Annotated in this window: 11 protein-coding genes and 1 pseudogene; 9 read left to right on the top strand and 3 right to left on the bottom strand. The window is 75.2% G+C overall.

Annotation, left to right across the window (positions count from 1 at the left end):
• The 3 genes and pseudogenes from QP089_RS13940 to QP089_RS13930 all read left to right on the top strand — a co-directional run.
• Positions 1–669, top strand: a 669-nt coding sequence (locus tag QP089_RS13940; protein ID WP_285911983.1) for a Wzz/FepE/Etk N-terminal domain-containing protein, incomplete at its 5' end; no start/stop codon positions are given.
• A complete protein-coding gene (locus QP089_RS13935) occupies positions 666–1937 on the top strand; it encodes a GNAT family N-acetyltransferase (protein WP_285911982.1) in 1272 nt (423 codons plus the stop codon). The genes QP089_RS13940 and QP089_RS13935, both read left to right, overlap by 4 nt.
• Positions 1930–2913, top strand: a pseudogene (locus QP089_RS13930) (glycosyltransferase); the annotation flags it as partial. The gene QP089_RS13935 and the pseudogene QP089_RS13930, both read left to right, overlap by 8 nt.
• Positions 2914–3101: 188 nt before the next feature.
• Here the strand turns inward: QP089_RS13930 and QP089_RS13925 are convergent.
• On the bottom strand, positions 3102–4433 hold the full coding sequence (locus QP089_RS13925) for a glycoside hydrolase family 26 protein (protein ID WP_285911981.1): 1332 nt from the start codon (positions 4431–4433) through the stop codon (positions 3102–3104).
• A 124-nt stretch (positions 4434–4557) separates the two neighbouring features.
• Here QP089_RS13925 and QP089_RS13920 point away from each other — a divergent pair, with 124 nt between their 5' ends.
• The gene (locus QP089_RS13920; protein ID WP_285911980.1) at positions 4558–5844 is read left to right on the top strand and encodes a carboxylate--amine ligase; all 1287 of its coding nucleotides are present in this window, start codon (positions 4558–4560) and stop codon (positions 5842–5844) included.
• A gap of 23 nt (positions 5845–5867) precedes the next feature.
• The gene (locus QP089_RS13915) at positions 5868–7109 is read left to right on the top strand and encodes an NAD(P)-binding domain-containing protein (protein WP_285911979.1); all 1242 of its coding nucleotides are present in this window, start codon (positions 5868–5870) and stop codon (positions 7107–7109) included.
• A 126-nt stretch (positions 7110–7235) separates the two neighbouring features.
• Here QP089_RS13915 and QP089_RS13910 read toward each other — a convergent pair whose 3' ends face one another.
• Positions 7236–7523 (bottom strand): hypothetical protein, encoded by a 288-nt coding sequence (locus QP089_RS13910; protein ID WP_285911978.1) that lies wholly within the window; start codon positions 7521–7523, stop codon positions 7236–7238.
• A gap of 579 nt (positions 7524–8102) precedes the next feature.
• Between QP089_RS13910 and QP089_RS13905 the strand changes: the two genes are divergently transcribed.
• The 3 genes from QP089_RS13905 (at position 8103) to QP089_RS13895 (ending at position 11057) form a co-directional block, all read left to right on the top strand.
• Positions 8103–8810, top strand: coding sequence for a hypothetical protein (locus tag QP089_RS13905; RefSeq protein WP_285911977.1), 708 nt, complete (start codon positions 8103–8105; stop codon positions 8808–8810).
• Between the two features lie 269 nt (positions 8811–9079).
• The gene (locus QP089_RS13900; RefSeq protein ID WP_285911976.1) at positions 9080–10297 is read left to right on the top strand and encodes a chaplin family protein; all 1218 of its coding nucleotides are present in this window, start codon (positions 9080–9082) and stop codon (positions 10295–10297) included.
• Between the two features lie 151 nt (positions 10298–10448).
• The gene (locus QP089_RS13895; protein ID WP_285911975.1) at positions 10449–11057 is read left to right on the top strand and encodes a class E sortase; all 609 of its coding nucleotides are present in this window, start codon (positions 10449–10451) and stop codon (positions 11055–11057) included.
• 3 nt (positions 11058–11060) lie between these two features.
• On the opposite strand, the gene QP089_RS13890 is transcribed toward QP089_RS13895, so the two are convergent.
• Positions 11061–12104 (bottom strand): matrixin family metalloprotease, encoded by a 1044-nt coding sequence (locus QP089_RS13890; protein WP_285911974.1) that lies wholly within the window; start codon positions 12102–12104, stop codon positions 11061–11063.
• 318 nt (positions 12105–12422) lie between these two features.
• Here QP089_RS13890 and QP089_RS13885 point away from each other — a divergent pair, with 318 nt between their 5' ends.
• A complete protein-coding gene (locus QP089_RS13885) occupies positions 12423–13406 on the top strand; it encodes a PRC and DUF2382 domain-containing protein (protein WP_285911973.1) in 984 nt (327 codons plus the stop codon).
• Positions 13407–13801 lie beyond the last annotated feature (395 nt).

Genomic DNA, 13801 nt, shown 5'->3' with positions numbered 1-13801 from the left:
GCCGCGACGCCCCGCCGCGCCGCCGGCCGGCTGCGCGCGCCGCTGGCCGCGTTCCTGCGCCGGTTCGGCCTCGCCATCGCGCTCGTGCTGAGCGGGCTCCTCGGTGGGCTCGGCTACGCCCTGTTCGCGCCGACGACCTACACCGCCACCGCCTACGTGCTGGTCGTCGACGACGGCGACGGCGCCCAGGGGCCCGCGGCGGTCAGCTTCGCGCAGGCGTTCGGGCGGCTCGCGCCGCTGCCGGAGACCCTCGCCTACTCCTCGATCCCGCTGCCGGACGGCGCGATGGCCGCGACCCGCGACCACATCCAGTCGTCCACCTCGCCGGACACGCCGCTGATCAAGCTCGCGGGCAGCGCGGACACCCCGGCCGGCGCCGCCGCGTTCGCCAACGCCGCCGCCGACGCGCTCGTCCGCTACGGCACCTCGCACCGCACCGACACCGGCGTGCGGGTCGCGCTGATGAGCATGGCCGCGACCCCGTCCTCGCCGTCGTCGCCGAACCTCCCGCTGGACGTCGCGGTCGGCACCGCGTCCGGCGTGCTGCTCGCCGGGCTCGGCGCCGCCGTGCTGAGCGGGCGGCGCGGCCGGGGCCAGCACGACGCGTCCCGGCCGCCGCGCGGCGCGGTCCCGAGCCCGGCCGCCGAGCCCGTGGAGGTGCGCTCGTGACGCTGTCCAGCATGATCCGCCCGAGCCGGCCCGCCGCGCTCGCCGCGACCTGGCAGGTGGAGGTCCGCCGCGACGAGGGCGCCCTCATCGAGCTCGCCGGCGAGCTGCGCGAGCTGTACGAGCGCAGCCCGGAGGCCACGCCGTTCCAGACCCACGAGTGGCTCAGCGCCTGGTGGGGCTGGTACGGGATCCGGGGGCGGCTGCGGCTCGTCCTCGTCCGGCACCGGGGCCGGCTCGTCGCCGCCGCGCCGCTGATGACCGCGGGCCGCTGGGGCTTCCCGGTCCTGGTGCCGATCGCCGACGAGCAGAGCGACTTCACCGACTTCCTGCTCGACCCCGCCTACGCCGACGGCGCCGTCGAGCACCTCGCCCGCGCCCTGCACCGGATGCGCGGCCGCTGCGCGGTCGACCTGCGCGAGGTACGGCCCGGCTCGGTCGTCCACCAGGTGGCGCAGCGCTGGCCGGGCCGGACGTGGCGGATGCCGGCGTCGGTCTGCATGGAGCTGCCCTGCACCGACATCGCCGACGTGCTGGCCCGGCTGCCGCGCCGCACCGCCGGCAAGATGCGCGCGAAGCTCCGCAAGATCGACGTGCGGGGCATCACCGTCGAGACCGTCCCGCCGGAGGAGGCGGGCGACGCCGTCGCCGCGCTGCTGGACCTGCACGCCCGGCAGTGGCGGGGCCGCCCGATGAACCCCGAGCACGGCCGCGAGCGGTTCCGCCGGCACCTGGCCGAGGCGGGCGCCGCGATGGTCCGCGAGGGCCGCGCCGCCATCCTGCGGTACCACTGGGACGGGCGGCTCGTCGCCAGCGACCTCGTCCTGATCGGGCACCGGTTCGTCGGCGCCTACCTGTACGGGGCCATCCCGGAGCTGCGCGACAGCGTGGACGTCACGCTGATGCTGCTGCGCGAGGACCTCGGCCTGGCCCGCGCGCGCGGCCGCCAGGCCGTCAACCTGCTGCGCGGCGAGGAGCCGTACAAGCTGAAATGGCGGCCGAGCCGCGTCCAGAACCAGCGGATCATTCTCGGCCGCGCCGTCCCGGCGGCGGCGTTCGCGGGCCTGGCGCTGGTGCGGGCGGGCCTGGCCGCGCGCAGGCACCACCGGCCGGCGACCGTCCCGATGCCGACCCCGGCCCAAGACGACGCGCCGGCGCCCCGCGTCGGCGTGCCCCAGCCGCGCGAGGACGCGCCGCGCGGCGGTATGGACGCGCCGCGCGGCGACGAGGTCGCGGGGGCGCGCGAGGGCGGGCAGCCCGGGCATGGCTGACGCCGGCCCGCTGCGGGTGCTGCACGTCAGCCAGCCGAACGCGGGCGGCGTCGCCGTCTACGTCGGGCAGGCGGTCGCCGACCAGCGCCGGCGCGGCTGGGAGGTCGCGGTCGCCTGCCCGTCCGGCGGAGACCTGGCCGCCCGCTGCGCGGCGGCGGGCGTGCCGTGGTTCAACTGGGACGCGCACCGCGCGCCCGGCCCGGCCACGCCGCTGGAGGCGCTGCGCCTGCGCCGCCTGGTGCGCGGCTTCGAGCCGGACGTCGTGCACCTGCACTCCTCGAAGGCGGGCCTGGCGGGACGGCTGCCGGGCCGCCCGTGCGGGGTGCCGACGATCTTCCAGCCGCACGGCTGGTCGTGGCTCGCGGCGACCGGCCGGCAGGACGTGGTCAGCCGGATCTGGGAGCGGCGCGCGGCCCGCCGCGCGGACGCGCTGGTCTGCGTCGGCGAGGGCGAGCTGCGCGAGGGGATGCGGGCCGGGGTGCGGGGCCCGTTCCGGCTGGTCCGCAACGGGGTGGACCGGCGCCGGTTCGGGCCCGCCGACGCGCCCGCCCGGCTCGCGGCACGGACCCGGCTGGGGCTGCCCGCCGCCGCGCCGCTGGCGGTGTGCGTCGGCCGGCTGACCCGGCAGAAGGCGCAGGACGTGCTGGTCGCGGCCTGGCCGGAGGTCACCGCGCGGTGCCCGTCGGCGCGGCTGGCGATCATCGGCGACGGCGAGGACCGGGACGCGCTGCGCCGCCGCGGGGTGCCGGGCGTCCGGTTCGTCGAGGCCGTGCAGGACCCGCGGGACTGGCTGGCGGCGGCGAACGTCGTCGTGCTGCCGTCGCGCTGGGAGGGGCTGCCGCTGACCGCGCTGGAGGCGCTCGCCACCGGCCGGTCCCTGGTCGGGACGGACATCCCCGGCATCGCGGAGGTCGTCCGTCCCGGGCTCGGGGCACTGGTCCCGGTGGACGACCCGGGCGCGCTCGCCGACGCGATGGCGGCCCGGCTGCTGTTCCCCGGGGTCGCGGAGCGGGAGGGCCGCGCGGCGGCCGAGGCCGCCGCGGCCTACGACATCGCCGAGACGATGGCGCGGCTCGCGGCCGTGACCCGCGAGATCGCCCGTGGCGGCTCCCCGCTGCCGGACGGCGCGTCCCGCGAACTCGCGGAGGCCACGACGGCGGAGGCTCAGCTCCTGGGCGCGGACGTCCTGGCCGGCTCGGAGGTCCTGGCGATGTCGGGCGCGGGACGCGCCGGGCTCCCGGGCGGCACGGGCGGCGGGTTCGCGGGCGCCGCGGGTGCCGCGGGCGAGGCCGGCGCGGGCGACGGCGCCGCGCTCGACGCCGACGGCTCGGGGTTCGACGCCGACGGCTCGGGGTTCGGTGCGGACGGCGCGGGGTTCGGTGCCGACGGCGGCGGCGTGGAGGCGGGCGAGCCGGCGGGCTGAGCGGCGCCGCTGTCCGCGGGGCCGGGCGACGGCACGATCACGCCGCCGAACAGCTCGCGGTAGGTCTGCGCCGAGCGCGGGTTGGCGCCGCATTCCCACACGCCGTGCGGGCAGTAGTCCGTGATCGACTGGTAGGCGACATTATGCGACACCATCCAGTCATGCATTCCCTGGATATATTCGGCGTTGTCGGAATTGCGGAACAAGCCCCATTCCGGAAAGGAGATCGGCTTGCCGTGCGCGGCGGCGAAGTCGGCCTGCGCCTTCATCCCGTACGGCTGGTCGATGTAGGCCTGGAAGGAGTCTCCGGGCGGCTGGTCGTAGTTGTCGGAGCCGATGATGTCGACCACGTCGTCGCCGGGATAGCAGTCCGTCCACGGGATGGCGTCATGGCCGCGGTTCGGCGCGAAATCGAACCGGAAGCGCGCGCCGGGCACCGCGCGCATGGCCGTGACGATGCGCCGCCAGTACGCCTTCCACGCGGCCGGGTTCGGCGCGCACCGGCCGTCGTAGACGTCGCCGTTCATCTCCCAGCCGAGGACGATCACCGACTCGCCGGCGTTCTGCGCGACCAGGTTGCGCGCGAGCGTCCGGTAGTGGTCGTCGAACGCGCCCGCCGCACCGCCGCGGAGCAGGGACGACAGCACCGCCGGCGGCAGCTCCGCCTCGTTCGGGGCCATCATCGGCACGTTGACCACCAGCGTCCGGCGCGGGTCGGCCTCCCGCCAGCGCGTCCACGGCTGCAGGATCTGCGGCGGCCCCTCGACGTCCTCCCAGGAGTCGCCGGGCAGGTAGGTGCGCCCGACCGTCACCGTGGAGCCGAGCCAGCGCTGGAACCGCTCCACCCGCGCGACGCCCTCGGCGCCCGATCCGAGAAACGCCCCCAACGGCACATAATTCACGATCCTGTGCGCCGCCCGCGGCTGGAACCAGGTGACCAGAGTGGACGCCGCGAGCGCGACCAGCGCGGCGGAGGCGAGCAATACCGGCGCGAACGGCGGGACCGGTCCGCGCCTTTTCCGGCGCGTTTCCAGCGGCCGCCGCCCGGTGGAATGGATATTCGCAGCTCGCATGCGTATCGTATGCCCTCTGGCGGCCGCAGCGAACGAATCGGCCAAGCGGCCGATCACAAAATTTACCTTGAAAGGGAAGGCACGCAGTGCGCCACAATCCGCCGGAACCGGCCGGCTGACGCGGATGTTCCTCGACACCCTGCACTTCGGGAGAAGGCCCGCAAGATCCGGGGGCGCGCCCCCGGAGGCGCCGGCCCCGGGGCGGCCATCGCTGGATCCCGGGCTGCCCGTCCTGCTGCTGCGCACCGACCACAACGTCTTCCACCACGGCAGCCTCGGCGCCATCCGCTCGCTCGGCCGCGCCGGGGTGCCGGTGCACGCCCTGCTGGAAGGCCGCGGCAGCCCCGCCGCCCGGTCGCGCTACCTGTACCGGGGGCATCCGTGGGCACCGCCCGCCGAACGGCCCGCCGACCTGGTCCGCCACCTGCACGGGATCGCCGAGCGGATCGGCCGCACGGCGCTGCTGCTGCCGGTGGACGACGCCGGCGCGCTGTTCGTCGCCGAGCACGCCGAGGCGCTCGCGCCCGCGTTCACGTTCCCGCGCCAGGATCCGGGCGTCCCGCGCCGCGTCGCCGACAAGTCGCGGCTCATCGAGGCGCTGCGGGAGCACGGCCTGCCGTGCCCGCAGAGCCGCATACCGGCCAGCGCCGCCGACGTCGAGGACGCCGCCGCCGAGCTCGGCCTGCCGCTCATCGCCAAGTGGGCGCGGCCGTGGCGGCTGCCGCCCGGCATGCGCAGCACCACCGTCGCGCACACGCCGGACGAGGCGTACCGGCTGTTCGCGGCCGGGCTCCGGCGCGATCCGGACGGCGGCGCGGGCCCGCTGATCCTGCAGCGGCGCATCCCGCAGTCCGGCGGCGACTGGTTCTTCCAGGGCTACTTCGACGCCGCGCTGGACTGCCTGTTCGGCGCCACCGGGCGCAAGCACCTGGCGCATCCGCCGCAGGCCGGCCACACGGTCGCGGGGCAGTGGGCGCGCAACCCGGAGCTGGAGCGGCTCGCGGTCCAGATCGTCCGGACGCTCGGCTGCCGGGGCCTGGTCGACCTGGACTTCCGGTTCGACGCCGCGACCGGCGCCTACCACCTGCTCGACTTCAACCCGCGGCTCGGTGCGCAGTTCCGGCTGTTCACCGACCGGCGCGGGCTCGACCTCGCCCGCGTCCTGCACCTGGACCTGTCCGGGCGCGAGGTGCCGCCGGCGCTGCCGGCGTTCGGCCGCCGCCTGCTGGTGGAGAACCACTACCTGCGGCAGGCGATCGGCCTGCCGCTGCTGCGTCCGGGGGCCCTGCGTCCGCTGCGCGAGGCCGACGAGCTGGCCTGGTACGCCGGCGACGACCTGCCGCCGTTCCTGGCCATGGGCCGGCAGAGCGTGCTGCGCGCCGCCGGCGGGCGGCGCTTCCACAAGCACTGACACACACATCGGGGGAACGAGAAATGACCGATTCGGTCAGCGACGTCGTCATCGTCGGCGCCGGGCCCTACGGCCTGTCGACCGCCGCGCACCTGCAGAACCTCGGGCTGGGGGTGCGGGTGATCGGCACGCCGATGGAGTACTGGGCCACCAGCATGCCCGAGGGCATGCACCTGAAGTCCGAGCCGTTCGCCTCGAACCTCGGGGCGCCGCAGGAGGGCCTGCGCTTCACCGACCGCCACCCGGACTGGCGGCTCGGCCGGCCCATCCCGCTGGACACCTTCGTCGCCTACGGCCGCTGGTTCGCCGAGCAGGCGGTGCCGGGCATCGAGCCGGTCCAGGTGGTGCGCGTCGAGCGCGCGGAGCCGTCCGGGTACGAGGTGACGCTGTCCACCGGCGAGACGGTCGTGACCCGCGCGGTCGTGATGGCGGTCGGCGTCGGGCCGTTCGCGCGCATCCCCGACGAGCTGGCGGGCATGCCGTCCTGGCTCGTCTCGCACAGCGGCGACCACCGCGACCTCAGCCTGTTCGCGGGCAAGGACGTCGCGGTCGTCGGCGCCGGGCAGTCCGCGCTGGAGACCGCGGTGCTGCTCGCCGACGCGGGCGCGCACCCGCACGTCATCGCGCGGCGCGGCGAGCTCGACTGGAACACGGTGCCGAAGGAGCACCGCACGCTCGCCGAGCGGCTGCGCCAGGGCCCCCGGTCGGGGCTCGGCACCGGCTACCGGACGTGGGTGTGGGCGGAGCGGCCCGGGCTCGTCCGGTACCTGCCGGAGCGGACCCGGCTGCGGCTGGTCCGCGAGACGCTGCCGCCGGCCGGGTCCTGGTGGCTGCGGGACCGGCTGGACGAGCGGATCCGGGTGACCACGGGCCGGCAGCTGGTCAAGGCCGCCGAGCAGGACGACGTCATCGCGATCACCACCGTCGACCGGACGGGCCGGCGGCTGGTCGTCGAGGCCGAGCACGTGATCGCGGCCACCGGGTTCGTGCCGGATCTCGAGCGGCTGAAGATGCTCTCGCCCGAGCTGCGGGTGCGGGTGGACAGCCGGCTCGGCGCGCCGGTGCTCAGCGCGAACTTCGAGTCCTCGATGCCGGGGCTGTACTTCGCGGGGCTGGCGGCGGCGCCGACGTTCGGGCCGGTGATGCGGTTCGTGCACGGCGCGGGCTTCGCCGCCCGGCGGATCGCCCGGCACATCGTCCACCGGACGCCCCCGGCGGCGGTGCCGGCGCGGCCCGCGCCGGCGCTGGAGGCCGACGCCCGGTAGCGGCGCGGGAGAAGAATCCCTCCGGTCGAAGGATCCTGCACCGGACGGACGACGCCGGTGGTGCGCCGAGGAGGCGCGCCACCGGCGTCGGCGTTCGCGGGGGCGTCGCGGGCGGTTCCGCCGGTGTCAGCGCCAGAGCGGGTGGGCGCGGCGGCGGACCCGCTCGACCCGGGCCGTGGCGATGGCCCATTCGAGCCGCGCGAGCAGCGTCCAGGCGCGGGTCCATTCCGGCCGGGTACGGATGAGGATCCGCTCCGGCCTGCGGAAACCGCCGGCGACGCGGATGCCCTCGCGGCTGACGGAGTAGCGGACGGGCCGTGCCCGGGACGCGCCGGGAAGGCGCGGGCGGGCGAGCCGGGGAAGGGTCCGGTGCGGCGGCCGGGGCCATGCGTTCGCGGACGAGGGGTCGGGCATGCGGTCGGCTCCTCGGTTAGACGGCCACCGTGTCACCGAATGTAGCGCATCGGATACCGTGCGCCATGCTTCTCCCGGACATCGGGGGGAAACCGGATGCCGGGGCGGCCGCGGGGCGCGCGGGCGACGAGTCCCATTAACTCGGACGAATTCCGACTAAACGGCTGTGTCTCCGGACCCGGAAGGCGCCGGAGAAAAGCGGGCTCCATGGCCGGGTAAACGATGGCAAAGACGCGCCGACCTGCCCGGTAACGCACCGGTGAACGCGCCCGGTGCGGTGCTACGGTCATGCCGACCAGCCCGGAACCGGACACCGGACGACGGCCCCATGCGGGCCCGACGCGAGGAGTTTCCGCAGTGCGACGCCTACCGATCCGCCACGGGGCGAGCCGCCCCGACGGGCGGCGGCGTGCCCTCGGAAACGTGTTGGTGCGCGTGGCCGCCATTGCCGGATTCGCGTTCGCAGGCTGGATCGCCCTGAGTTCTCTGAGCCATTCCGCGTACGCCGCGCAGGGCGGAGCCTCGCGCAATGACGCGGACACGGGAACGGACCGCTCCGCACAATGGAGCCCCGTCGACGTGAACGGGCTTTCCACGCTCCGCCATTTCCGGTTCGAGCACGGACGCCCCACCGACCGGACGCCCGGCGCCGTCGCCGGGGACGTCCGGGAGGTCGGCGCGCGCCCGGTCCCGTACCTCGCCCAGCGCGGCCACGACGCCGTCGGCGACGGCGGGCACGCGGCCCGCGGCGTGGTCCGCACCGTCGGCACCACCGTGAAGAAGACGGCCGATGCGACCGGCGCGCCGCACCTGCGGCTCCCGGACGTCCGGCCCGGCGGGACCGGCGTCGGCCGGCTCGTGCACGGCGTGACCGGCCAGGGCTCCGCGCCGCAGAGCGCGCCGCTGCCCAAGGCGCACGCGTCGTCGCGCCATGACGGCGCCGCGCACGGTCGGGCCCACGGCAAGGCGCACGCGCAGACCGCCGCGTCCGCCGAGAAGGCCCGCCACACCGGCGCGAAGGCGTCGTCCGGCGACCACCGCTCCGGCGGCCACTGCCGGATGTGCGGGAACGGGCACCGCGTGCCGGGCGCCCCGGCGATGCCGTCCGAGCAGGACGGCAACTCCCGCAGCGGCCCGCCGTCCGGCGGGCACCCGTTCGGCCCGGTCGCCGACCTCGGCACCGCCGCGCACCCGCAGGCGCCGCGCGCCCTCGGGTCCGCCGCGTTCCACCGGACCGCGCTGACCGACGAGGCGGCCCCGGGCCGTCCCTCGGTCGTCCCCGACTAGCACCCGCCGCCGGGCACTCGCGCGATCCCGCGCGTCCCCGGCCGGAAGCCGCCCATTCCGGTACGAACCACTCCGGTACGCGCCCTTCTCCGCACGAGTCCCTCGTGCGGGCCCGTGCCGGCCGGACGGCCGCTTCCCGACCCCCCGCCATCCACCGACCTTCTCGAACGGCACGGTCCTGGCCAGGCCGCTGCCCGCTGCGCTCACCCGGACGGTGCACGCAGTGATCATCACCGATTCACCGATTCACCGAAAGAAGGAGCAACACCATGCGCATCTGGGCAAGGAACACCGGCCGCGCCGCTCTCGTCGCGGCGGGCTGCGTCGCCATGGGGGCGACCGGACTCGGCGCCCCGGCGTCCGCGGACACCACGACCAGCGGCGACCTCAGCATCCTCGGCGGCAACCAGGTCGTCGCGCCGATCTCGATACCGGTCGAGGCCAGCGGCAACGCCGTCGGCGCCGTCGCCGGGATCGCCCAGGCCGGGTCCAAGGGCGGCTCGGCCGTCCAGCGCCGGGGCCGCGAGGGCGGCGACATGCACACCTCGGGCAACATGTCGATCGGCGGCGGCAACCAGGTCTACGCCCCGATCTCCGTGCCGATCGACGTCTGCGGCAACGCCGTCGGCGCGGTCCTCGGCATCGCGCGGGCCGGCTGCGAGGGCGGCGCCGCGGTGATCAAGAAGGACGGGGGCAAGAGCCACTCCGGCTGGCGCGCCGCCGGCCGGACCGCCTCGCCCGGCGAGAGCCAGGCGGCGCCGGACGCGGGCACCGCCGACAACGGCCGCATGGGCTGGGGCGGCGGCGGCGGCTGGGGCGGCGGCAGCGGCGGGCATGGGATGCAGACCTCGGGCAACATGAGCATCCTCGGCGGCAACCAGGTGTACGCGCCGATCTCCGTGCCGGTGAACGTGTGCGGCAACGCGATCTCCCTCATCGCGGGGATCACCCAGGCCGGCTGCAAGGGCGGCGCCGTCGTCGTGCGCAAGGGCGACGACCGGCCCGACATGAAGACGTCCGGCAACATGAGCATCCTCGGCGGCAACCAGGTCTACGCCCCGATCTCCGTGCCGATCAACGTCTGCGGCAACGCGATCGGCGCGGTCCTCGGCATCGCGCAGGCGGGCTGCAAGGGCGGCGCCGCGGTCATCACCGACGGCGGCCACAAGCACCACAAGCACCACAAGCTGCCGAAGACGCTGCGCACCCCGAAGAAGCCGCACAAGAAGAAGCACTACAAGCCGGCCAAGCACCGCCCGGCGGCCGGGCACCACAAGCTGCCGTCGACCCTGCGCGGGTCGAGCGAGCGCATCGCGATGGGCCCGGACTACCGCAGCGCCGAGGGCATGCCGGCCGTCCAGGAGCTGCTGGGCAAGGTCACGCGCGTGGCCAAGCCGGTCGCGAGCGTGACCCCGGGAAAGGCCGACGCGCAGCTGCCGCAGGGCAACGAGGTTCCGGTCAAGCTGGGCACCCCGCTGACCAACTGAGTCACGACCGGCCCGGATGACGATCCGGACGGCCGGCCGATCGGCCGGTGCGGGGGCGGCAGACGTGCCGCCCCCGCACCGCGTCCGGGCGGCGCCGCCCTCCCGTGCGGGCGGCGCCGCCCGGCTTTCCAGACCGCAGGAGACGGAGACCATGACCGACAGAACGTTGCGCGTCCCGGTCCGGACGCTGCCCGCGGTGGGGCTGCTCGCCGCCGGCTGCGCGGCCGCCGCCGGGATGCCGGCGGCGCACGCCGCGCCCTCCGCGCCGTCGGCGCGGGCCGTGCAGGCCGTGCAGGCTTCGCAGGCCGTGCCGGACGCCGCCGCCCGCGCCGCCCGGCCGAGGATCGGCAAGGTGATCGCGACCATCAGGATCAAGCGGATGCACCTGAGGATCAAGGTGCGCGAGGGCGTCTCGGAGCGGGTGCTCAGCAAGGGCGTCGGGCACTACCCGCGGACGGCCCCTCCCGGACGCCTCGGCAACACCGTCCTGCTGGGGCACCGCACCACCTGGCTGCACCCGTTCGGCAAGCTGGACCGGCTGCGGCGCGGCGACCGGATCGTCCTCAAGGCGCACCACCGGACCTACGTCTACCGGGTGCGCGGCACGCACATCATCAGGCCGGGCGACCGGCGCGCGCTCGAACCCGTGCCGTTCAAGCCGGGAAAGGCGCCGAACGGCGAATACGTCACGCTCATCAGCTGCACCCCGAAAGGCTCGGACCGGCGGCGCATCGTGGTCGTCGGCAAACTGGGAAAATGACGGCTACGCCGTCGAGGAACGGCTGCCGTAAAGGGCGATGAGCCCGTCGTAGTCGCCCTTTCCGAGAGTGGCCGGGCCGTCGTCGCAGGCCCCGACGGTCGGCGCCATGGTGAGCCCGGAGTGCTGCGATCCCTCGACGTGCCCGAGGCCGAGCATGTGGCCCGTCTCGTGCGTCGTGACGGCCGCGGCGTCGTAGCTGCCCGCCGGGCAGGGCGAGCCGTCCTGCGGGCCCGGCCACCACTTCTTGCCCTGCTCCTGCAGCGCCGTGTCGCTCTCGATCGTCGCCGAGCCCTGGTACCAGGTGCAGGTGGCCGCGAGGATCTCCGGCTCGGCGGCCGGCATCGCCTCCCAGCCGGACACGTTCGTCCCGTCGCGGTCGCCGCAGTTGGCCTCGGTGGTCACGTTCGGGGCGGTGGTCGTCTGGCCCGCGTACTTGGCGGAGACGTCCGGCGGCGGCGTGAACTTCCGGGCGGAGTTGCAGTCGGTGGCGGCGCCGAACATGTTGGAGACCCCGGTCGACACCCCCGACATGGGCAGCCCGGCCGAGCCCGGGTAGTAGTGCCACTCGATCGCGGCGCCCTTCGGCCACCTGCTCGGTTCCTGCTGGTAGGCACCGTCCTTGCAGGCGTCGAGCGGCGCGCGGAACTGGCGCGGCCGGCCCTGCGGCACCCGCGTCCCCAGGGTGGTGACGGTGACGACGCCCTTGTGCCCGTCCACCCGGATGCGCAGCTCGGACGCGCCGTCGGTGCGCAGCGCGTGCGCGGTCACCGAGGTGCCGTCGGACGGGACCGTCGCGGCCAGCCCGTTCTCGCCGCGCACGACCCGGCCGCGCAGGTCGCAGTCGGACATCTTCACCTTCTGCGGCATCGCCCGCGCGGACAGGGCCCCGCCCGGCTTGCACCAGACGGGCGGGCGGCGGGCGGCCGCCGCAGTGCCCGCCCCCGCGGTGACCGCGCAGGTCAGAGCCGTGACGGCGGCGGCGCACAGCGCCGTACCGCCCAGTGCGCCGGTGCGCCGCCCGCGTCCGGCGGGCGAGACGTCGTCCATGCCGTTCTCCGATGTGTCGGTAAAGCCGTCGGGGCGCGGCCCTTCGCGCTCCAGCCGTCAGTCTTTCGCGGCGCCGGAAAAGACAAACCGGCGCAGCCTAAAATGATCACCACGTTGTGAATGGCGTGCCCGTCGAATAGGCGGCCATCTGCGCATCTTCCGGAAAATGGCGACGCCGTGCCGGGCGGACGGCCGGAGCTGCCCCGGCGGCGCCGTGTAACTCCTGGGCAAATCGTCGTTCAGCATTCGGTAAACGCGTTTACCGGAGGACGACAGGGAAAAATCAGGAGGTAATCAGGCAACTCGGGGGTGTTCAACGTGCAGACGCAGACGCAGACGCAGGTGCGGGAACTGATGGGCATGAGCGTGACCGACACCCATGGCACCAAGGTCGGCACGGTCAAGCAGGTCTACCTCAACGACGACTCCGGCGCGCCGGAGTGGGTCACCGTGCACACCGGATGGTTCGGGATGCGCGAGAGCTTCGTCCCGCTGTCCGGTGCCCGCAAGGCCCAGGACATGCTGCAGGTCCCCTACGACAAGGAAACGATCAAGGGCGCGCCGAACGTGAACGCCGACGAGCATCTGTCGCACGCGCAGATCGTCGACCTCTACCGGCACTACGGCGTGCGCCCGCCGAGCGGCCGCCGCACGCAGGGCGAGGGCGCCGAGACCGGCACGGGCACGGCCGGGAGCGACGCGGACCGCCGCACCGACACGGGCGGGACCGGCCCGTCCGGGCAGGGCACGGCCGGCGCCGAGGGCAGGGCGCCGTCCGGCACGACCGGCACGACCGGCACCTCGGGCACCACGGGCGCGGCCGGCACGCCCGGCGCCGCGGGGATGGCCGTGCATCCCGAGCGCGGCGGCCGCACCGAGCCGCCCCAGCAGCCGGGCGCGCCGATGACCGAGGTCACCCGGGCCGAGGAGCGGCTGCGCATCGGCACCGAGCGGCACGAGGCGGGCCGCGTGCACGTCCGCAAGTGGGTGGAGACCGAGATGGTCGAGCGGACCGTGCCGGTCACCCACGAGGAGATCAAGATCGACCGCGAGCCGATCCCGGACGGCCAGCCCGACATGAAGGTCACCGTCACCGAGGACGACGTGGAGATCATCCTCTACGAGGAGCGTCCGGTCGTCGCCAAGGAGACGATCCCGGTCGAGCGGGTCCGCGTCCGGACCGAGCAGGTCCAGGACGAGCAGACCGTCCGGGGCGAGCTGCGCAAGGAGCGCGTCGAGGTCACCCGCGACGAGGAGGGGCGCGGCGAGCGGGGCGAGCGCGGCAGGCGCCCCCGCAGCTGAGCCCGCAGCACCCCGGCGCCGCCCGAGAACCGGACCGTGCGCGCCCGGTCGGCCCTTCCACCCGCAGGCCGGCCGGGCGTCCCGGCGTGCCCGCACAGCCCGCCGATAACTCGTTGAGTTGCGGCGAGTCGTTGTTTTGCGGCCCGCCATAACAACGACTTGCCGCAAGTCAACGCGAGGGGGTGCGGCCGGGTGTGGCCACTGGGTCGGGTGGAGCGGCCCGGCGAGGGTGGCGGAGGAGGCCGGCGGCCGGGAGGCGGGCACGGCGGAACCGGGCCGGGCGTTCGACGGCCCGTCCCGTGCACGCTGCTTAATTCGGTGCATGATTCAAAGGGTGAATTTAGTTCCCGTCAAGCCCCCGCGCCCCATCGCCCGTCCAAGATCATTCCGTCCGG

The organism is Actinomadura opuntiae (assembly GCF_030283205.1).
In the GTDB taxonomy this organism is placed as follows: domain Bacteria; phylum Actinomycetota; class Actinomycetes; order Streptosporangiales; family Streptosporangiaceae; genus Spirillospora.
The sequence above is the reverse complement of the archived record's forward strand: the minus strand, read 5'-3'. Positions and strand labels throughout refer to the sequence as shown.